Annotated in this window: 18 protein-coding genes; 9 read left to right on the top strand and 9 right to left on the bottom strand. The window is 70.4% G+C overall.

All coding sequences use genetic code 11. From position 1 onward, the window contains the following. Positions 1 to 159 precede the first annotated feature (159 nt). From A33M_RS02270 to A33M_RS02250, 5 genes are all read right to left on the bottom strand, one after another. Positions 160 to 1,224, bottom strand: a complete 1,065-nt coding sequence (locus A33M_RS02270; RefSeq protein WP_083850264.1) for a C4-dicarboxylate TRAP transporter substrate-binding protein — start codon at positions 1,222 to 1,224, stop codon at positions 160 to 162. Positions 1,225 to 1,686: 462 nt separating this feature from the next. After that, positions 1,687 to 2,319 (bottom strand): sigma-70 family RNA polymerase sigma factor, encoded by a 633-nt coding sequence (locus A33M_RS02265; RefSeq protein WP_008382970.1) that lies wholly within the window; start codon positions 2,317 to 2,319, stop codon positions 1,687 to 1,689. 30 nt (positions 2,320 to 2,349) lie between these two features. Next, on the bottom strand, positions 2,350 to 3,012 hold the full coding sequence (locus A33M_RS02260; protein ID WP_008382968.1) for a Fic/DOC family protein: 663 nt from the start codon (positions 3,010 to 3,012) through the stop codon (positions 2,350 to 2,352). 7 nt (positions 3,013 to 3,019) lie between these two features. After that, positions 3,020 to 3,259, bottom strand: coding sequence for a hypothetical protein (locus tag A33M_RS02255; protein WP_192814081.1), 240 nt, complete (start codon positions 3,257 to 3,259; stop codon positions 3,020 to 3,022). Between the two features lie 18 nt (positions 3,260 to 3,277). After that, positions 3,278 to 4,108, bottom strand: coding sequence for an MBL fold metallo-hydrolase (locus A33M_RS02250; RefSeq protein WP_202801764.1), 831 nt, complete (start codon positions 4,106 to 4,108; stop codon positions 3,278 to 3,280). A 456-nt stretch (positions 4,109 to 4,564) separates the two neighbouring features. On the opposite strand from A33M_RS02250, the gene A33M_RS02245 reads away from it, so the two are divergent. The 3 genes from A33M_RS02245 (at position 4,565) to A33M_RS02235 (ending at position 7,382) form a co-directional block, all read left to right on the top strand. Next, positions 4,565 to 5,389 carry an ABC transporter ATP-binding protein gene (locus tag A33M_RS02245; protein ID WP_008382962.1) on the top strand — a complete coding sequence of 275 codons (825 nt, stop codon included), beginning with the start codon at positions 4,565 to 4,567 and terminating at the stop codon, positions 5,387 to 5,389. Between the two features lie 31 nt (positions 5,390 to 5,420). Next, the gene (locus A33M_RS02240) at positions 5,421 to 6,209 is read left to right on the top strand and encodes an ABC transporter permease (protein WP_008382960.1); all 789 of its coding nucleotides are present in this window, start codon (positions 5,421 to 5,423) and stop codon (positions 6,207 to 6,209) included. 117 nt (positions 6,210 to 6,326) lie between these two features. Beyond that, positions 6,327 to 7,382 (top strand): hypothetical protein, encoded by a 1,056-nt coding sequence (locus A33M_RS02235; RefSeq protein WP_008382957.1) that lies wholly within the window; start codon positions 6,327 to 6,329, stop codon positions 7,380 to 7,382. 6 nt (positions 7,383 to 7,388) lie between these two features. On the opposite strand, the gene A33M_RS02230 is transcribed toward A33M_RS02235, so the two are convergent. Together A33M_RS02230 and A33M_RS02225 are read right to left on the bottom strand one after the other, a co-directional pair. Then, a complete protein-coding gene (locus A33M_RS02230) occupies positions 7,389 to 8,234 on the bottom strand; it encodes a class I SAM-dependent methyltransferase (protein ID WP_008382955.1) in 846 nt (281 codons plus the stop codon). A 214-nt stretch (positions 8,235 to 8,448) separates the two neighbouring features. After that, positions 8,449 to 8,979, bottom strand: a complete 531-nt coding sequence (locus tag A33M_RS02225) for a hypothetical protein (protein WP_008382953.1) — start codon at positions 8,977 to 8,979, stop codon at positions 8,449 to 8,451. 683 nt (positions 8,980 to 9,662) lie between these two features. On the opposite strand from A33M_RS02225, the gene A33M_RS02220 reads away from it, so the two are divergent. Next, positions 9,663 to 11,414 (top strand): cation:proton antiporter domain-containing protein, encoded by a 1,752-nt coding sequence (locus A33M_RS02220; protein ID WP_008382949.1) that lies wholly within the window; start codon positions 9,663 to 9,665, stop codon positions 11,412 to 11,414. Between the two features lie 70 nt (positions 11,415 to 11,484). Here the strand turns inward: A33M_RS02220 and A33M_RS02215 are convergent, their stop codons facing one another. Continuing rightward, positions 11,485 to 11,895 carry a flagellar basal body rod protein FlgC gene (locus A33M_RS02215; RefSeq protein WP_008382947.1) on the bottom strand — a complete coding sequence of 137 codons (411 nt, stop codon included), beginning with the start codon at positions 11,893 to 11,895 and terminating at the stop codon, positions 11,485 to 11,487. Positions 11,896 to 12,108: 213 nt separating this feature from the next. Between A33M_RS02215 and A33M_RS02210 the strand changes: the two genes are divergently transcribed. The 5 genes from A33M_RS02210 to A33M_RS02190 all read left to right on the top strand — a co-directional run bounded on the left by A33M_RS02210 (position 12,109) and on the right by A33M_RS02190 (position 17,545). Next, positions 12,109 to 12,588, top strand: coding sequence for a pyridoxamine 5'-phosphate oxidase family protein (locus A33M_RS02210; protein WP_008382946.1), 480 nt, complete (start codon positions 12,109 to 12,111; stop codon positions 12,586 to 12,588). Between the two features lie 148 nt (positions 12,589 to 12,736). After that, positions 12,737 to 13,429, top strand: a complete 693-nt coding sequence (locus tag A33M_RS02205; protein ID WP_008382944.1) for a DUF2848 domain-containing protein — start codon at positions 12,737 to 12,739, stop codon at positions 13,427 to 13,429. Next, positions 13,426 to 14,166 carry a M15 family metallopeptidase gene (locus A33M_RS02200; RefSeq protein WP_040618954.1) on the top strand — a complete coding sequence of 247 codons (741 nt, stop codon included), beginning with the start codon at positions 13,426 to 13,428 and terminating at the stop codon, positions 14,164 to 14,166. Before A33M_RS02205 ends, A33M_RS02200 begins: the two co-directional genes overlap by 4 nt. Positions 14,167 to 14,363: 197 nt before the next feature. Beyond that, positions 14,364 to 16,259, top strand: coding sequence for a putative bifunctional diguanylate cyclase/phosphodiesterase (locus A33M_RS02195; protein WP_157223295.1), 1,896 nt, complete (start codon positions 14,364 to 14,366; stop codon positions 16,257 to 16,259). A 266-nt stretch (positions 16,260 to 16,525) separates the two neighbouring features. Next, positions 16,526 to 17,545, top strand: a complete 1,020-nt coding sequence (locus A33M_RS02190) for an amidohydrolase family protein (protein WP_008382933.1) — start codon at positions 16,526 to 16,528, stop codon at positions 17,543 to 17,545. Positions 17,546 to 17,597: 52 nt separating this feature from the next. Here A33M_RS02190 and A33M_RS02185 read toward each other — a convergent pair whose 3' ends face one another. After that, positions 17,598 to 18,392, bottom strand: coding sequence for a hypothetical protein (locus A33M_RS02185; RefSeq protein WP_008382931.1), 795 nt, complete (start codon positions 18,390 to 18,392; stop codon positions 17,598 to 17,600). Between the last annotated feature and the right edge of the window lie 212 nt (positions 18,393 to 18,604).

Genomic DNA, 18,604 nt, shown 5'->3' with positions numbered 1-18,604 from the left:
CCCGAATCCGTCCGCACCCGTCATGCGCGGGCTCGACCCGCGCATCCATCCGGCGCAAGAAAGGCTTTTCTTCTTCCGGATGGGTCGCCGGGTCGAGCCCGGCGACGACGGCGGAATGCGGGACATCGTCGGTGCCCCGGCGACACGGAGTCCGGATGGTCACTCGATCACGTAGCGGACCGGCCATGTGTGGCCGTGCTTCTCGGCAGCCTTCAGCGTCAGCTCCAGCACCTGCGAGGCCGGCAAGCCCTGGGCGTCGAGCTCCTTGGCCTTTTCGCGCGGCCAGTCGGCCAGCGACTTCGCCCATGCCTCGCGCACCGAGGCCTCGACCTCGCGCACCTCGACCCCGTGCGACTTCAGCTCGGCGATGTGCTTGCCGTAGGCGTCCTTGTTGACGGTGCCGGTCTTCGCCTCGTACTCGCGGGCGACTTCGAGAACGATGTCCTGCACGTTCTTCGGCAGCTTCTTCCAGGCGTTGAGGTTGACGGTCAGGCCGTGCCAGGTCATCGCGCCGAAGCCGATCTCGGCATAGTGCTTGCCGACCTCGTAGAGCTTGAACTGCAGCCAGCCGGACGGGAACATGATCCAGCCGTTGTAGATGCCGGTCTGCATCGCCGTGTAGGCTTCCGGCAGCGACGACTGCACCGGCACCACGCCGGCATATTCGAGCCATTTCAGATTGAGCCCGGCGCCGGCGATCTTCTGACCCTTCAGGTCGTCGATCGTCTTCCACGGGAACGTGGTGCCGAGGTTGTAGCCGTTGTCGGCGATCAGCGCGAGGAGCTTCTGCTTGTACTTGTCCTCGAACACCTTCGACAGATACGGCACCTGATCGTAGACCTCGCGGGCGATCTGGACGCTCGCCACCGGGTCCATCGTGCCGAACGGCAGCATCACCTGAAAGGCGTGCAGCGGCAGGTTCGACGGCTCGAAGCAGAAGCAGTAGGCGCCCATGTCGATGATGCCGGACTGCACGCCCTCGAGCGTGTCGGCGACCTTGGTCATCGAGCCGCCATAGCCCTCGACGAACTGCACGGTGTGATCTGTGCGCTCGGCGACGCGCTTGGTCACCTCCGGCACGAAGAAGGTCTGGATCAGATTGACGTAGGTCTGGACGGCCGGATGCCCCGAGGCGATGCGGAGCCTGAAGGTGTCGGCCGACGCCGACGCTGCAGTGCAGAACGAAATCCCGACCGCCAACGCGGCCGCTACGGCACGTCGCATGAAGTCCTCCTAAAGCTTCCCCAGTGTCGCGAAGATCGATCGTCGCGTTGTGATTTTCTCGTAGCTTGAAATTTCTGCACGAGGTCTGTCAACCACTGCGCAGAAATTCCACGGCCCGGCCGTACGAGCGTTCAGGTCGTGCGCGCACGAAGACCCGAACTGATCACGTCGCGGCCGAGCCGCTCACGACCGAGCCGCCGGGCGGCTTCGCCCGAGCGGAGAGTCCATCACCCGCGCGACCCCACGACGGTTCGCGGCGACGCCGCACGCCGCACGATCCCTCTGTTCCGTGCGGCCGCGGCGACGCGAGCCAGCATTACAGCACTACCGACGCGCGTCGAGTCGCGACATGATATAAAAACGCGGCGTCCGCCCGGTGACATCACCGTGGCCGACGCCGATCAGCAGAAGATGAAAAAACTGCGCCGTTCGGCCACCGGGCCGTCGCGCCGTCGCGCGGTGTCACAGCACGTCGCGATCGAGCCCGGCCTCGCGCAGCAGCCCGCCGAGTTTTTTGCGCGCATAGAAAAGGCGGGTCTTCACGGTGTTCTCGGGGATGCCGAACACCCGCGCCACCTCGGCGAGCGGCTTCTCGTGATAATAAACGAGGTCGATGATCTCGCGATGCGCCGGCGCCAGCGCGCCGAGGCAGCGGCGCAGCACCGCGCTGCGGTCGCGGGTGGCGAGCGTCGCCTCCGGGCCGTCGGCGGTGTCCTCGATCGCCGCCGCCTGCTCCTCGTCGATCGGGTCGTGGGTGCGGCGGCGCAGCACCGCATAGGCCTTGTGGCGGGCGATCGCCAGAAGCCAGGTCGACACCGCCGAGCGGCCCTCGAACTGGCCGGCCTGCCGCCAGGCGTCGATGAACACGTCGCTGATCACGTCCTCGGCCTTGGTGCGGTCGCCGAGAATGCGCAGCACGAAGCGAAACACGCGGACGTGATGCCGGGCATAGAAGACCTGCAGCGCGAGGCGGTCGCCGTCGGCCATGCGGGCGAGCAGCACGGCGTCGGTCGGGGGTTTGGCACCGGGGGCCGCGGGGCCGGGGGCCGGACCGTCGGTCCCGCGCAGGCGGGGCAGCGCTAGATCGGTGAGCATCGGCACCTCCACGAGCTGACGGGCGAAGTCTTACGGCTTTGCTCGGTCCGCTCCTGTGAGGCGGATCACACAGGGGTGTCGGGGCCGTTCTCGGGAGATGCCGGCGAGGCCTCGTCCGGCGGCACGATCAGCGCCCGGAGCACGCCGGCGAGTGGGGGCCTCGTCGCCGGCAAAGCTCCGCACCATCGCCGCGAGCATGGTGGCGGGATTCATTCGCTCGAAATCGAGAGGATGGCCGGCCCGCTCGGCGAGCAGCGCGAGAAAGACGAGCCGGGTGCGGCCGTTGCCCTCGCGGAAGGGATGGATCGCGTTGAGCTCGGCCAGAAAATGGGCGGCGTGGCGGGCGAAGTCGTCGGCCGAGAGGCGGCGGAGCCAGCGCTGCCGGCGCAATCCGGCAAACAGGCGATCGATCGCCGCCGCGATGTGCTCGGGGTAGCAGAAGGGGTTTCCGCCCTTGGCGATCCGCACGGTGCGGAACCGTCCGGCCCAGGGATAGACGTCGCCGAACAGATGCCGGTGCACGGCACGGTACTGCCGAACGCCGAGCGAGCGAACCGCCATCGGCTCGCTCGCCCGCTGCAGGACCGCCTCGTGCTCGAAGACGTCGAGGGCGGCTTGGTCGCGCAGGCCGGCGCGGTTCCGCAAGACCGTGGTGCCCGGATAGCAGTAGGGATCCTCGGCGGGGTCGTACACCGCGAGGTCACGCCTTGGCGGCGTGTTTCCGCAGGATCGCCGCCCGGCGCTCCTCGTGCGAGAGCCGCCGCCGATCGAATTCCGCGAACATCGTGCGGCTGGCGGGGGCCGTCTCGATCCCCTCGACGGCGCTGATCTTCTCGAGGCGCGTGCGACCGACGGTGAAGGTGCTCACCCTCCGCTCGTTCCCGGATTTTTCGCGCATCGACATGCCGGCAAGACTAGCACGGGCCACCGACGCGAGCATCGCCGGATCGCACAGGCGTCACTCCGGCAGGGTCAGCGACAAACCTTCGGCGGCGGCGAAGGTACCGGGGCGGCGGGCGGCGGCTTCGGCGGCGATCGCGTCGAGGGCATCGTCGTCGCGGGCGGGCTCGTGGTGGAACAGCGCGAGCTTTTTCGCCCCCGCCGCCGCCGCGAGGCGGACGCCGTGCTGCCAGGTCGAGTGGCCGCGGCCGATATGGCTCGGATACTCGGCCTCGGTGTAGGTGCAGTCGTAGATCATCAGGTCGGCGTTTTCCGCGAGCCGCAGCACCGCCGGGTCGAGGGTTTCTCCGTCGTGCTCGGTGTCGGTGACGTAGGCGAGCACCGCCCCGCCGTGCTCGATGCGGTAGCCGCAGCCGCCGCCCGGATGGCGCAGCGCGTCGGTGCGCACGGTGACGTCCGGATACGGCGACACATCCTCGCCGCAGCGGAAATCGAGAAACGCGACGTCGCCCCGGAACAGCGCGCCGCCGCCGGGAAACAGCGGCTCGCCGAGCAGCCGGCCGATCACGCCCGCGAGCGTCCAGTCGGGCAGGAGATGCCCCGCCCACACCCGCAGCCGCGTGCCGGGGAGATAGGCGGGGCGGAAATAGGGCAGGCCCCAGACGTGATCGAGGTGGCAGTGGGTGAGGAAGATGTCGGCCGCGATCGGCCGGCCGTCCGCCTCCGCCATCAGCGACAGGCCGAGCGGGCGCAGGCCGGAGCCGGCATCGAGGATCACCAGACGATCGCCGCAGCGCACCTCGACGCAGGCGGTGTGGCCGCCATAGCGCGCCGTCGCCGCGCCCGGCGCGGTGGCGCTGCCCCGCACGCCCCAGAAGCGAACCCGCATCGCCGCCATCGCGTCCCCTTCGCACGCCTGCGTCGCACGTTCCCGTCGCACGTCCCTTCGAGCGCCCGGTCGTGCTCGGGTCGTACCGTCCCCGACCGGCAGTGAGTAAGCCATGCCGCCGACCGCCCGCCAAGCCGAGCGTCCGGCCCGCCCATCGGGGCCGCCCGCTCGTGAGGGGCCGACCGGGCGCGCCCGGTTCGATCGCGGCGCGTGCCGCGAGCCGGGATTCGCTCTCTCGGCCACCCGTCCCGGTCGGCTTCCGCCAGGGTTGCGTGCCCGACATATGGACCTTTGCGCCGGGGCGCGTTATTGCGCGGCATTGCGCGACGACGCATGCAGCAGAAACGAAGTTTCGGGGCCGGAGGAGACACCGTGCAGGAGACCGCAGCCAATGGAGCCGCCAGGGAGGCGGCCGCGGGACCGCGCGGGGACGGACTCGGCGGCGAGGGGCGGGGCGTGGAAAGCGGAAGCGCGGACCGGCCGTGCGCGGTGCGGCTGACCGATCTCGACATCACCTTCCGCCTCGCCGACCGCTCGACCTTCACCGCCGTGCGCAATGCCTCGCTGGCGCTCGCCGACGGCGAGTTCGTGGCGATCGTCGGCCCGACCGGGTGCGGCAAGTCGACCCTGCTCAACGCTTCCGCCGGGCTGTTGACGCCGGCCGCCGGCTCGGTGGAGATTTTCGGCGCGCCGCTCGCCGGCCTCAACCGCCAGGCCGGCTATCTCTTCCAGGCCGACGCGCTGTTTCCCTGGAAGACCGCGGTCGAGAACGTCGCGATCGGCCTCGAGATCGCCGGCACCCGGACCGCCGAGGCGCGCGAGCGCGCAAAGACTTGGCTCGGCCGGGTCGGGCTCGCGACCTTCGCCGACCGCTATCCGCACATGCTGTCGGGCGGCCAGCGCAAGCGCGTCGCGCTCGCCCAGGTCTTGATCCGCGACCCGAAGATCCTGCTGATGGACGAGCCGTTCGGCCCGCTCGACGCGCAGACCCGACAAATCATGGGCAATCTGCTGCTCGACCTGTGGAGCAGCGACCGCAAGGGCGTGCTGTTCGTCACCCACGACCTCGAGGAGGCGATCGCGCTCGCCGACCGGGTGGTGATCATGTCGGCCGGCCCCGCCGCCCGCATCATCGGCGACTGGACGATCCCGCTCGCCCGCCCGCGCGACATCGCGGAAATCAAGCTCGACAAGGCGTTTCACGACCTCCACCGCGAGATCTGGGCGGTGCTGCGCGAGGAGGTGATGAAGGGCTACATCCAGACCGGAGGCGCGGAATGACCGGGCTCGTCCGTCCCGCGGGAGCACGACCATGAACCGCGCCACCCTGCTCGCCCTGCAAGTCCTGGTCGCCGTGGTGGTGGTCGGGCTGTGGCACGTGCTGACCTCGGTGCCGATCTTCGGCACGGTGCTGCTGCCGCCGTTCTTCTTCTCGCGGCCGTCCGACGTCGCGATGCGGATCTGGCAGTGGTTCGCCGACGGCAGCGTGTGGAAGCACCTGTGGATCACGCTGACCGAATCGGTGCTCGCCTTCGTGATCGGCTCGCTCGGCGGCGCGCTGGTCGGCTTCTGGTTCGCGCGAAAGCCGCTGGTCGCCGCGGTGTTCGATCCCTACGTGAAGATGGTCAACGCGCTGCCCCGCGTGGTGCTGGCGCCGATCTTTGCGCTGTGGCTCGGGCTCGGCATCTGGTCGAAGGTCGCGCTCGGCATCACGCTGGTCTTTTTCGTGGTGTTCTTCAACGTCTATCAGGGCGTCAAGGAGGTGAGCCCGACCGTGCTCGCCAACGGCCGCATGCTCGGCATGAGCGAGCGCCAGCTGATGCGCCACGTCTACTGGCCCTCCGCGCTGTCCTGGATGTTCTCCTCGCTGCACACCTCGGTCGGCTTCGCGGTGGTCGGCGCGGTGGTCGGCGAATATCTCGGCTCGGCCGCCGGGCTCGGCTATTTGATCCAGCAGGCCGAGGGCGTGTTCGACGTCGCCGGCGTGTTCGCCGGCATGGCGGTGCTCGCCGCCTTCGTGATCGTCATCGACATCGGCGTCAGCATGGTGGAGCGCCGGCTTCTGGTGTGGCGCCCGGCCACCCCCGACACCCACGGCTGAGTCCCTCTCCCGGACGACGGCCACGTCTGCCGCCCGAACGGCGGCCCGGCCGCGTACCACCCCGAGATCCCGCCGATGCCCGGCCGTCGCCGCACGCATCGGAGGCAGGGGGGTGGCATGAGCAGCAGGCTGATCGTGACGGGCGACGTGTTTCGCCCGTTTCGTCGCGCGAACGGATGGGAGAGCGCGACCTGGAAGAACATCCGCTGGCTCGACGGCATCGTCGGCACGGCGGCGCGGCTCGCCGGCTGGGAGGTCTCGACCGTCGCCTGGGACGAGGGGTTGCCCGACGGCCACGGCTTCTTCGACACGCCCGCCTTTTACGACCTGCTCGGCTTGCCGGTGTCGATCGAGAGCTGGGCGCAGGTGATCACCCGGCCGTCGCTGCCGGCCGAGATCGAGGCGGCGATCGCCACGCTGCTCGACGCCGACCTGGTGGTCGGCAGCGAGATGCCGGACCACCTCCTGCGCATCCTCGATGCCGCCGGGACCGCCGTGGTGGACGTGGTCGCCCATCCGGTGCGTTTTCTCGACGACCTGGTGATGGCGCTGCGCACCAACCGGGCGGACATTCACGCGCGCCTCTTGCGACACGCGTTCGATCTCGACGCGGCGGTGATGCAGGCCGGCTGGATCAGGAGCAAGGTGGCCTGGATGGCGCCGCCGCTGCCGCTGGTGCCCGGCACCGCGCTGGTGCTCGGGCAGGTCGCCGACCATGCCGACACCATCCGCGATCTCGCTCTCGCCTCGGCGATGGTGCTGTTCAAGCCGCACCCCTACGACCGGCCGGACTCGGCCACGCAGCGCATGATGCGCGGGCTCGGCGCGGTCCGTTGGACCGACACCAATTTGTATCACCTGCTCGCCCGGCCGGAGATCGAGACCGTGTGCGCGATCAATTCGAGCGGGCTCGACGAGGCGGAATTCTTCGGCAAGCGGGTGATCCGGCTGGCGCCGCCGCTCCACGTTCATGGTGACGCGCCGCCGCCGGCGGCGGGCGGCTTCGGCGAGGCGGTGCCGCAGGACGACGCGTGGTGCGACCCGTCGTTCTGGCGCGCCCTTCGCACCGGCGACGACGAGGATCGCCCGCTGCTCGCGCCGCGCGCGAACCGGCTGCGGCGCTCGCTCAACGCCGACTGGGGTTTTTGCGCGATCGACAGGATTTTGGCGTGACGGGCGTCACGAGGCGGCGAGCCCCACAGCCTCGCGTCGCGCGGCGGCCTCGTCCTGCAGCGCGATCACCCGCAGATAGTTGCGCAGGCGGTTCTCCTCGAGCCGCCGCAGCAGCGCGTTGTCGTGGAACGGCAGCAACAGGTCGGCGAGCGCTCTGCTCCACGGCGCATCGAGCGCGAACACGACGCCGAGCCCGAACACCGCGGGAATGCTCGCGAAGGCGTAGTCGCGCCCCTCGGCGAGCGCGCCGGCGAGAAAGTCGTCGACCGCGGTGCGCACGCCGTTGCGTGGGCCGCCTTCCTCCACCGCAAAAGCGAACGCGCCCATGCCGCGAAAGCCGCGGCCGGGGACGAGCCGCGGCTCGCCCAAGGTCGCACCGCCGTCCCAATCGTGCGGGCGACGGAACGCCGCCGGAATGCGCTCGGGATCGTAATACTGATCGCGGCGGCCGGCCGGCCAGCCGACGTCGTGCAGGAAAGCGAGGAGCGGCGTGCCGTCGCGGCGCGAGGCCCGCTCGATGGCGGCGAGCTCGTGAAACACGGTGTACCAGTTGTGGTCGCCGTCGATCAGCCAGGCGTCGATGCCGGTGAGATCGTCCAAAATCTCGAGGCTTTGCCGCGCGAGGTGCGTCACCTCCGGCCGCCCGGCGGCCCAGGCGGAAAAGGTCGGGCTCGGCGCGGGGTCGATGCAGGTGAGACGGCCGCCGGCCTCGCCGACATGGGCCGCGAGGCGGCGCGACATGCCGCCGTGCTCGGCGCCGATCTCGACGATGTGCCGCGCGCCGGCGAGCGTCAGGCCGGCGAGGATCAGGTCGGAGAACTCCGACATCGAATGGATGAGAAGGTCGGTCATGCCCGGTCCGTGGCGCGCGGCACGTGCTGCGCGGTACGTGCTGCGCGGTACGTGCTGTGCGGTACGTGCTGTGCGGTCCTTGGCGCCCGGTCCGCGGCGCCGCTGCGGTTGCGGCGGCCGCTGCCGCCGCCTCCGTCTTCAACGGCGCAGGCCGGACATTCCGGCGGTCGCGGCGCGCGGTCGGGCCGCGACCGGCGGCCGGATCACGGCCCGATCAGTGCGTGGTGCCCGGTGCGGCACAGGTCCTGGTCACCGTCCGCCAGGCGTCCTCGACGGCGGCGAGGTCGCTGGTCGGCAGCGTCACGGTCTGCTCGCGCAGCGCCACCCGGCGGTCGTGAAACAGCTCCGGGCGGCGGCTCTTCACCGTTTGCTTGAACAGCCGGATCGCCGCGTCGTCGGCCGGGGAGACGTCCTCCAGCGCGCGGTCGGTGCGCTCGTAGACGACGGCGCCGTCCGCGCCCGAAAACGTCACCGCCACCCGCCGCATCGTGCCGAGCACGGTGTCTCTTTCCCATGGCCGGACCCGGACCGTCGCGGGGTCGACCGCGCCGAGGCGAAACACCTGGCCGTTCACCTCGAAGCGGCAGGCGCGCCAGTCGAGCGGGCGGATGTCGGCGTCCGGCGCGCCGGTCAGCGCGACGCCGACGGCGCCGACGAACGGATCGCGCGGCGGGGCGGCATCGGCGTCGCTCGCGCCGAACACGCTCGACAGGGCGATCAGGACATCGAGGGCGAGTGAGAGCATGGTCGCGGGTCTCCTCTGCCGACGACGGTGCGGTCCTCGCGCTCTGCGCGGCGTCGTCCGGCGTGCTCGGGTATCGGCCGGGGGGACGCAGGAGGACGCGGAACCCGCAAAGGCTCGCCGCGAAGACGCCGCCGGCCGGAAACGGTGGCCTACCGGGCGACAAGTGCGGACAGCGCGATTGGTTCACCGTCGAACGGAGCAATCACGGTCTCGAAAAAACCACGGCGGCCCGGCGCGGCTCGCGCGGCGCCGGGGTCGAGAAAAGCGAGATTCGGCGCCCGCAGAACGCGCGGAACGCCGCCGGCGCCCGACCGACTCACGGCCCGGCCCGTGTTCGGCGCAACGCAGCCGGTCGGGAAAGCGACGAGGGCCGGTCGCGGCGAACCCACGATCTCGTCAGTATCGCAGAAACGCCGCGCCAGCCGACACTTTCGCGCGATCGGCGGGGCGGGCGGCCCGCGCCCGATCGCCGCATCCCGCGGGTCCGGCCGGAATCGTTCGAGCCTTACGCGAGCGCAAAGACTCGCTCGCGGAACGCGCTCCATGATAACGACGGTCCGTCCCTTGCCGCACCCTTCGCCGTGCCCGCGTCTGCCGTTCCGACGGCGTCCGGACGGCATCCGTGGCCGGGCCGACGGCGACCCGTCGCCGACGAGGAAACCCCGCACCGAGACTGCGCGCGCATGGACGTTCATGCCATCGGACTGCTGCCGACGCTGGTGGCCGGCATCACCTTCGCCTTCGTCGGCGGCCTGCTGGCGCGCGCCGTGCGGCTGCCGCCGGTGCTCGGCTATCTGGTCGCGGGGGTGATGGTCGGGCCGTTCACGCCGGGCTTCGTCGCCGACCAGGGCATCGCCACCGGGCTCGCCGAGATCGGCGTCGCGCTGCTGCTGTTCGGCGTCGGCCTGCACTTCTCGTTCGCCGACCTGCTCGCGGTGCGCAAGAGCGCGGTGCCGGGCGCGCTGATCCAGATCGCGGTGACCACCACGATCGGCTGGGCGGTGGCCACCCATCTGCTCGGCCGGCCGCCGACCGCGGCGCTGGTGATCGGCCTGTCGCTGGCGATCGCCTCGACCGCGGTCGCCACCCGCGCGCTCGAGGAGCGCGGCGAGCTCACCGCCACCGCCGGCCGCATCGCGCTCGGCTGGCTGGTGGTGCAGGACGCGGTGGTGATCCTCGCCCTGGTGCTGGTGCCGGCGCTCGGCAGCGGGGCCGTCACCGTCGAGGGGTTCGCCCGCGAGATCGGTCACGCGCTGCTGCAGCTCGCCGGCTTCGTCGCCATCACCGTGCTGGTCGGGCGGTGGGCGATCCCCGGCCTGCTCGGCTACGTCGCCCGCCTCGGATCGCGCGAATTGTTCACCCTCGCGGTCCTGGTGATCGCGCTCGGCATCGCCTACGGCTCCTCGCTCCTGTTCGGCATCTCGATCGCGCTCGCCGCCTTCTTCGCCGGCGTGGTGCTCGGCGAGAGCGACCTCAGCCACCATGCCGCCGCCGAGGCCTTGCCGATGCAGCAGGTCTTCGCGGTGCTGTTCTTCGTCTCCGCCGGCATGCTGTTCGATCCCTCGACGCTTTTGCGCATGCCGCTCGAGGTCGCCGCGATCGTCGTCACCATCGTGGTCGGCACCGGCGTCACCACGCTCCTCTTGCTGCTCGCCTTCAAGGCGACGCCGCGCACCGCCGGCACGGTCGGCGCCACCTTCGCCCAGATCGGCGAGTTCTCCTTCATCCTCACCGACCTCGCGGTGCGCCAGGGGCTGATGGAGGCGAGCGGCCGCGACCTCGTGCTGGCCGCGGCATTGATCGCCATCGTGATCAATCCGCTGGTCTTCCCGCTGCTCGGCCGGCTCGCCGACCGGCTCGGTGACCGGCCGGCGATGGTGCGCTGGCGCGAGCACGAGAGCGCGCCCTTGTTCAAGGCACGGCCGGCGATGCTGGTCGAGCACGCCATTCTGGTCGGGCACGGCCGGGTCGGCTCCACCGTCGCCGACGCGCTGCGCCGGCACGGGCTCGAATACGTGGTGATCGAATCGGACCGCAAGCTCGCCGAGCGCTTGCGCGATCACGGCACCCACGTGGTCTATGGCGACGCCACCCGCGAAGAGGTGCTCGGCGCCACTTTGCCGGAGCTCGCCAGGCTGATCGTCGTGGCGCTGCCCGACGCCTTCCAGGCACGACGGGTGATCTCGCTCGCCCGCCGCCTCAACCCCGACATCGAGACGGTGGTGCGCACCCATTCCGAGGAGGAGGCGCTCTATCTCGCCGAGGCCGGCGTCGGCCTCGCGGTGATGGGCGAGCGCGAGATCGCCTTCGGCATGTCGGACTTCGCGCTGCGCCGGCTCGGCGTGCCGGCCGAGGACGCCCAGGCGACCATGGCGCGGCTGCGCGGCCGCACCGTCGAGGACGCGCCGCCGGAGGCGCCGGTCGCCGCCGCGTGAGGACTTTTTCGCAAGTCGTTCCGTGGATCGGCCCGGCTGCCGGCCGGCCGACGAGAGAATGCCCGGAGGCTCAGATCTTGGCGTCGAGCAGGGTTTTTGCCATCCGGTCGTCGGCCTCCATCACCCGCACATTGGCGGTGAAGGTGTAGCGGGCGATCATCAGCCCGACCATCTCCTGCGAGAGATCGACATTCGGCGCGGCGACCAGCCCGTCGGCGTTCGCGAACGGCGACTGCGGATCGGCCATCGGCGTGTAGGACGGCGTGACGGTGCCGACCGAGGTCGCGGTGCCGCCGCCGGACACGTCGGTCTGGTCGACCCGGACCGGCGTGTAGGCCTGCTGCATCCCGGCCGGCACGGTGCCGTCCGCCGCCGGCAGCGCGCCGGTGGTGCGCAGGTTGGCGACGTTGCTCGCGGTTGCCTCCAGACGGCGGGTCGCCGCCATCATGCCGGACAGGGCGATGGCCGAGATGCTGCTCATGAGGCCTCGTGAGCCGGAGTGGCGGATGAGGGATGGCAAATGGACGGCCTCGATGGATCCACGACACGCGCTACCACGCCGTTGCGCGCCGCTCGGAAACTCGGCACCGCCGATTCACCGATAGTCGACCACGTTTTGGCGCGCCGCTCCTCGTTCGCCGATGGCGAGTGCTGTCGATCCGTGCGACGCTCGCGGCTCCGACCGGACCTGCCGATGCCAGACGACATCCCGACGAACAATCTTCGCGACCGCCTCGCCGCGTTCCTCGATGCCCATCACGTGATGTCGCTCGCGACCATCGGCCCGCAGGGGCCGCACGCCGCAAGTCTCTTCTATGCCCGCGACGGGCTCGATCTCGTCTGGGTGTCGGAGGACACCACCCGCCACTCGCGCGACCTCGCGAACGACCCCCGCGCGGCCGCCACCGTCGCCCCGGACACCGCCGACTTTGCGACGATCACCGGCGTGCAGGCGCACGGCCGGGTTTTTCGCGTCACCGATCCGGCGGAGAGTCTGCGGCTGCGCGGCCTGCTCGCCGACCGGTACCCGTTCCTGCAAAGGATGACGGAGGCGCCGGCAGAGCTGCGCGCGGCGTACGCGCGCGTCGGCGTCTACCGGCTGGAGCCCGATACCCTGGTGCTGATCGACAACGCCAAAGGCTTCGGCCACAAGGACACGTTACGACTGCGGTAACTCAAAACCTCTGCGGATCGCGAAATTCCCCGGTCCCGATGGCGCGGCGCAGCGGTTCCCTGTATGGTTTTCGCGGGGGCACTGCACGACGACCTCACCGGCGGCCGACCCGGCACGGGCCGCGGCCGGCGCACGAGCGAGTGGGCCGATGCCGTCCGAGACCCTGATGTTCCGCGCGATCAGCGGCCTGGCGATCGAGCCGCGGCCGATCGCGCTGCGCGCCGCCGCCATCGCCCTGTGGACCGGGCGCGATCCCGGCGCCCGCGAGATGCACGCCGCCGAGCTCGAGGCGATCGGCATTCCGCGCCCCTCCGTCACCCCGCAGTTCTACCGCATCTCCACCCACCGGGTGACCACCGCCGCCGAGATCGAGGTGGTCGGTCCCGACACCAGCGGCGAGGTCGAGTTCGTGCTGATCCGCGACGCCCGCGGCCTGTGGGTCGGGGTCGGCTCCGACCACACCGACCGCCGCGTCGAGCGGATCGACATCGGCGTCTCCAAGCAGCTGTGCGACAAGCCGATCGCCCCCGACCTGTGGGCGTTCGACGACGTCGCCGACCACTGGGATCGGCTGGTGCTGCGTTCGTGGGTGGAGGAGAGCGGCGCGCAGACGCTCTATCAGGAGGGCAGCGTGTCGGTGATGCTCGATCCCGGCGACATCATCGCCGGCTTCGCCGGGCGCGACGACCTGCCCGAAGGCACCGTGCTGTTCTGCGGCACGTTCGCGGCGATCGGCGGCATCCGGCCGACCGGCCGCTTCTCGCTCGAGCTGTTCGATCCGGTGCGCGAGCGCCGCATCGCCCACGGCTATTCCGTCGTGACCCTGCCGGCGGTGACATGACGCGCCGGATTCTTCGCACGGCGGGTCTGCTGCTGCTTCTCTCGAGCTCCGTGGCGGCGGCCGGTGACCTGCCCGGAAATTTCGTGCGGCTGCGCGAGGTCGACCCGTCGATCCGCCAGGACATGCGCTATGCCGGCGCGTTCAACTTCACCGGCCGGCGGGTGCCCGGCTACGAGGCGGGCGAGTGCATTCTTCTCCGCCCGGTGGCGGCGGCGCTGTCGCGCGCCCAGAAATGGCTGTCGGCGCAGGGCTTTCATCTGAAGGTGTACGACTGCTATCGGCCGGAGCGGGCGGTGCGGTCGTTCGTCGCCTGGGCGCAGGACGGCGAGCCCGACACCATGGCCCGCATCTTCTCGCCCACCATCGACAAGACGCGGCTGTTCGCGCTCGGCTACATCGCCAGCCGCTCGCGCCATTCGCTCGGGATTGCGGTCGATGTCGGGCTGGTGCGCGCCGACGAGCCGGACCTGCCGACGCCGACCGACGCCGGACCCTGCGACGGCCCGTTCCGAGCGCGGGCGCGCGAATCGAGCCTCGATCTCGGCACCGCCTACGACTGCACCGCCGCGCGGAGCGCGACCGCTGCAAAAGTCGCGCCGGCGGCGCGGGCGAATCGCGACCGGCTGGTCGCCGCGCTCGCCGCCGAAGGCTTCCGCAACTACCGGCTCGAATGGTGGCACTTCGATTATCGCGGCGCGACGCCGCCGTTGCGCCCGTACGATTTCCCCGTTCGCTGAAGGTTTTTTCGGCGGCTTCGGCGCGCCGGCGACGCGCCGCCCGAGCAGGCAACCATTCGCTAACGACAGCGCCCGAAAAAGCGGGTGGAAAACGGGTGGTTGCAGGCGTTCCAAAGCTCTCCTGCGCGACCATGGCGGACCACGACGGGGGAGCGATGACGAGAGACCGAGACACCGGTCCGCTTGGGGGACGATTCGTGGAGGCGCCCGGCGCGGTGGCGCTCGGGCTGGCGGCCACGGCGGGCGGGATTGCGGGGGTCGCGACGATGCGAACGCTCGGGCAACCGCAGCTCGCGGCGGCGCTCGGCGTCGTCCTCGCAGGCGGCGTCCTCGCCGCGCTCGTCCGCGCCGCCTTTCTCCAGGTCCGCCGCCGGGTCCGCTCGCGCCGCTCGCTCGCCGCCTCGCTGCATGCGCTCGACCACGCCCATCTCCGCCTGGTCGCCGCGGTCGACAACATGTCCCAGGGCCTGTGCATGTTCGACCGCGACGAGCGGCTCGTCCTGTGCAATGCCCGCTATCGCGAGATGTACCACCTGACGGGACCGGCGGCGCGTCCCGGCATCCTCCTCGCCGACCTGCTGCGCGAGCGCGCGGCGAGCGGCACCTTCACCGAGGACGTCGACGCCTATCGTCTGCATCTGCGCGACGCGCTCGCCTCCGGCCGGCGCATCCATCTGCAGACCGAGCTGCCGGACGGGCGGATCGTCGCCGTGGTCAACCAGCCGATGCCGGACGGCGGCTGGGTGGCGACCCACGAGGACATCACCGAGCGCCAGCGCGCGCTGTGGCAGATCGCCCACATGGCGCGCCACGACGCGCTGACCGACCTCGCCAACCGCCTGCTGTTCTCCGAGCGGATGGACGACGCGCTCGCCCGCCTGCGCCTCACCGGCGACGGCTTCGTGGTGCTCACCTTCGACCTCGACCTGTTCAAGGCGGTGAACGACTCGCTCGGCCACCCGGTCGGTGACGGCTTGCTGCGCGCGGTGGCGCAGCGGCTGCGCGACGCGGTGCCGTCCGACTGCACCACCGGCCGGCTCGGCGGCGACGAGTTCGCCATCCTCCAGCCCGCCGGCCTGATGCGCCGCGACGCCGCCGCCGCGCTCGCCACCATTCTGCTCGCCGCGATCGGCGCGCCCTACGACATCGACGGCAACCGGATCGAGATCGGCATCTCGATCGGCATCGCGCTCGCCCCCGACCACGGCGACGACACCTCGACGCTCTTGAAGAACGCCGACCTCGCGCTCTATCGCGCAAAAGCCGCCGGCCGCCACTGCTACCGCTTCTTCGAGGCGGAGATGGACGCGGAGGCGCGGATGCATCACGTGCTGGAGATCGACCTGCGCAATGCGCTCTCGCGCGCCGAGTTCGAGCTTCATTATCAGCCCGTGGTCGACATCGCCTCGCAGCGCCCGTGCGGCGTGGAGGCGCTGGTGCGCTGGCGCCATCCGGTGTTCGGCCTGATCCCGCCCGACCGCTTCATTCCGATCGCCGAGGAGACCGGCCTGATCGCGCCGATCGGCGAATGGATCCTGCGCCGTGCCTGCACCGACGCGGCCTCGCTTCCGCCCGACGTGACGGTCGCGGTCAACCTGTCGCCGATTCAGCTGCGCAGCGCCGTGCTGGTCGAGACCGTGCAGGAGATTCTCGCCGAAGCCGGCCTGCCGGCGTCGCGCCTCGAGCTCGAGATCACCGAATCCGTGCTGCTGCAACGAACCTCCGGCACGCTCGGCACGCTGCACCGGCTCGGCGCGCTCGGCATCGGCATCGTGCTCGACGACTTCGGCGTCGGCTACTCCTCGCTCGGCTATCTGCGTCTCTTCCCCTTCACCAAGATCAAGATCGACAAGGCGTTCGTCGGCGAGATGGGGCAGCGTTCGGACTGCGCGGTGATCGTCGGGGCGATCTCCGGCCTCGCCCGCGCGCTCGACATGAAGACCACCGCCGAGGGCGTCGAGACCGCCGATCAGTTCGCCCTGGTGCGCGCCGCCGGCTGCACCCAGGCGCAGGGCTGGCTGTTCGGCCGCCCGGTGCCGATCGCCGCGCTCGACTTCTCCGAGACGCCGCTGCTGGCAGACCTCCCGGCCTGATCGTCGCCCCGCCGCCGACCCGTCCGCGCGCACTCCTCCAGCACCGAAAAATTCCGAAAAACCGCGCTCGTTTTCGGAGTCCGGAATCTTTGCCGCCCGCCTCGCCGCGCCTGCCGTGGCGGCAACCCAGCCGCGGTTCGGTCGCATGACAGCGCCCGCCGAGAGACTGGCATCACGCGAAAATTCCGGCCATTTTCGGCCTCGTCCCGCCGGTTCGTTTTTCCCGTCGCCGACTTCGTATGCTTCTCATGCAAAGGAACGGATCGATGCGCATCGATGCCTACACCCATTTCATCCCTGCCGGCATCCTGCAGGCGATGGATCGCATCGGCGCCGGCCAGCGCGACATCGGCAAGCGCATGCGCGGGATCCCGTGCATCTACGATCTCGACGCGCGGCTGCGCATGCTCGACGAGTTCGACGACTATGCACAGATCATCGCCTATTCGAGCCCGCCGATGGAGGACGTGGTCGGCCCCGACGAGGTCGAGGGGATGACGCGCATCATCAATGACGGGCTCGCCGAGATCGTCGATCGCCACGGCGACCGCTTTCCGGGCTTCGTCGCGCAGGTGTCGCTGGCGAACCCCGACGGCGCGATCCGCGAGGCGGTGCGCGCGGTGACGGAGCTCGGGGCGTGCGGCGTGCAGATCTACACCAACGTCAACGGCCGGCCGATCGACGGAGACGAGTTCGACGCCTTCTACGGAACGATGGAGACGCTCGACAAGCCGGTGTGGATCCACCCCGCCCGGCGCGCCGACTTCGCCGACTACAAGACGGAAGAGAAGTCGCTCTACGAGATCTGGTGGACCTTTGGCTGGTCCTACGAGACCGCCGCCATGATGGCGCGCCTGGTGTTTTCCGGCACGCTCGACCGCCATCCGAAGCTCAAGCCGATCGTCCACCACTTCGGCGGCATCGTGCCGATGCTCGAGGGCCGCGTCGGGCCGGGCTGGGACCAGATCGGCACCCGCACCTCGGACGCCGACTACAAGGCGCTCAAGGACGGCCTGAAGAAGCGCCCGCTCGACTACTTCAAGCAGAATTTCTATCCCGACACCGCGGTGTTTTCCTCCGAGCTGTCGACCCGCTGCGGGCTCGGCTTCTATCCGACCGAAAACATCCTGTTCGCGACCGACTGCCCGTTCGATCCCGAGAAGGGGCCGGGCTTCATCCGCGACAACAAGACGATCTTCGAGGCGATCGATCTGCCGCGCGACGTCTGGGAGGCGATCCACTACAAGAACCTCGAGCGGATCACCGGAAAGACCTTCGTGAAGTGATCGGCACGCGCCGGGCGTTTCGCGCGTCCCGGCGCTCCGTGACCACGGGCCGTCAGGCGCGGCGGATGCCGATCGTGTAGGACGGCTTCTGGGTCGCCTCGCGCCGGCTGCGGATCAGCCGAAAATCGCCGTCGACATAGAGATTCTCCATGATCGGCTTGGCGCGAAACGTCTTGCCGAGCTTTTTTGCGCTCGCGGCGTCGAGCTCGCTCAGGTCGGGCGCCAGGCTGGGCGCGAGGCTTTGTGCATCGGGGACATCCGCCGTGGCGGCGAACGCGGGGCGCTTCTTCTCGAGCACCGCCTCGAACCACGCCCGCGCCGCCTCGACGGACAGGTCGCGGTCGCGCGGCACCACCGCCACCTCGACGGCGACGTTCTCGATCTCCCACGCACCATCGGCGACCGCGAACTTTTGCAGCACCATCAGGTCGTAGGCCTTCAGCACCGGCGACAGGAAGTTCGCCAGCGCGCTGCCCTGGCCCGGCACGTGATGCGCCATGTTGGCGTAAAAGCCGTCGTCGCGGAAAACTTGGTACGACTGGTCGCGGATGCGGCCGGGCAGCACGTCGTGGAACGGGATGGTGCTCCACACCGGCGTCCATGTGCCGACCACCGCCGCCACTTGGTCTTCGGCGCGGGGATGGGGGTTGCGGCGCGACAGCTCGTGGAAATAGGGCGCGAGCCGGGTCTCGAACAAGCTGCGCTTCTCGCCGAGCCGGCGCTCGTCCTGGCCGGCGATCAGCGCCAGAAGCTGCGCCTTCAGCTCGCCGGTCGTGGTCTCCGCGAGCGCGGCGTCGGCATGGGCGACGAGCCCGTCGGGCAACAGCTCGGACACCGGAATCGTCATCGCGAAACATCCTCGTCGGGTGCGGGCAATGGGTGCCGCGACCGGCGGCTCGAAACCACAAGGCCGCACGACGGGTTCCGGTTCCGCGCCGCGGGTGCGAGAGGTGCGACCGGCCGCAGCCGGCCGCACCAATGGCATCCGAGGAGGGAAACGTCGGGGTCCGCCTCAGAGCCCGTTTGGGAACTCCGACGGGGCTGCGCCGGAGCCGCTTT

The sequence above is a fragment of the Rhodovulum sp. PH10 genome (assembly GCF_000293785.1).
Classification (GTDB): Bacteria; Pseudomonadota; Alphaproteobacteria; order Rhizobiales; family Xanthobacteraceae; genus Rhodoplanes.
The sequence above is the reverse complement of the archived record's forward strand: the minus strand, read 5'-3'. Positions and strand labels throughout refer to the sequence as shown.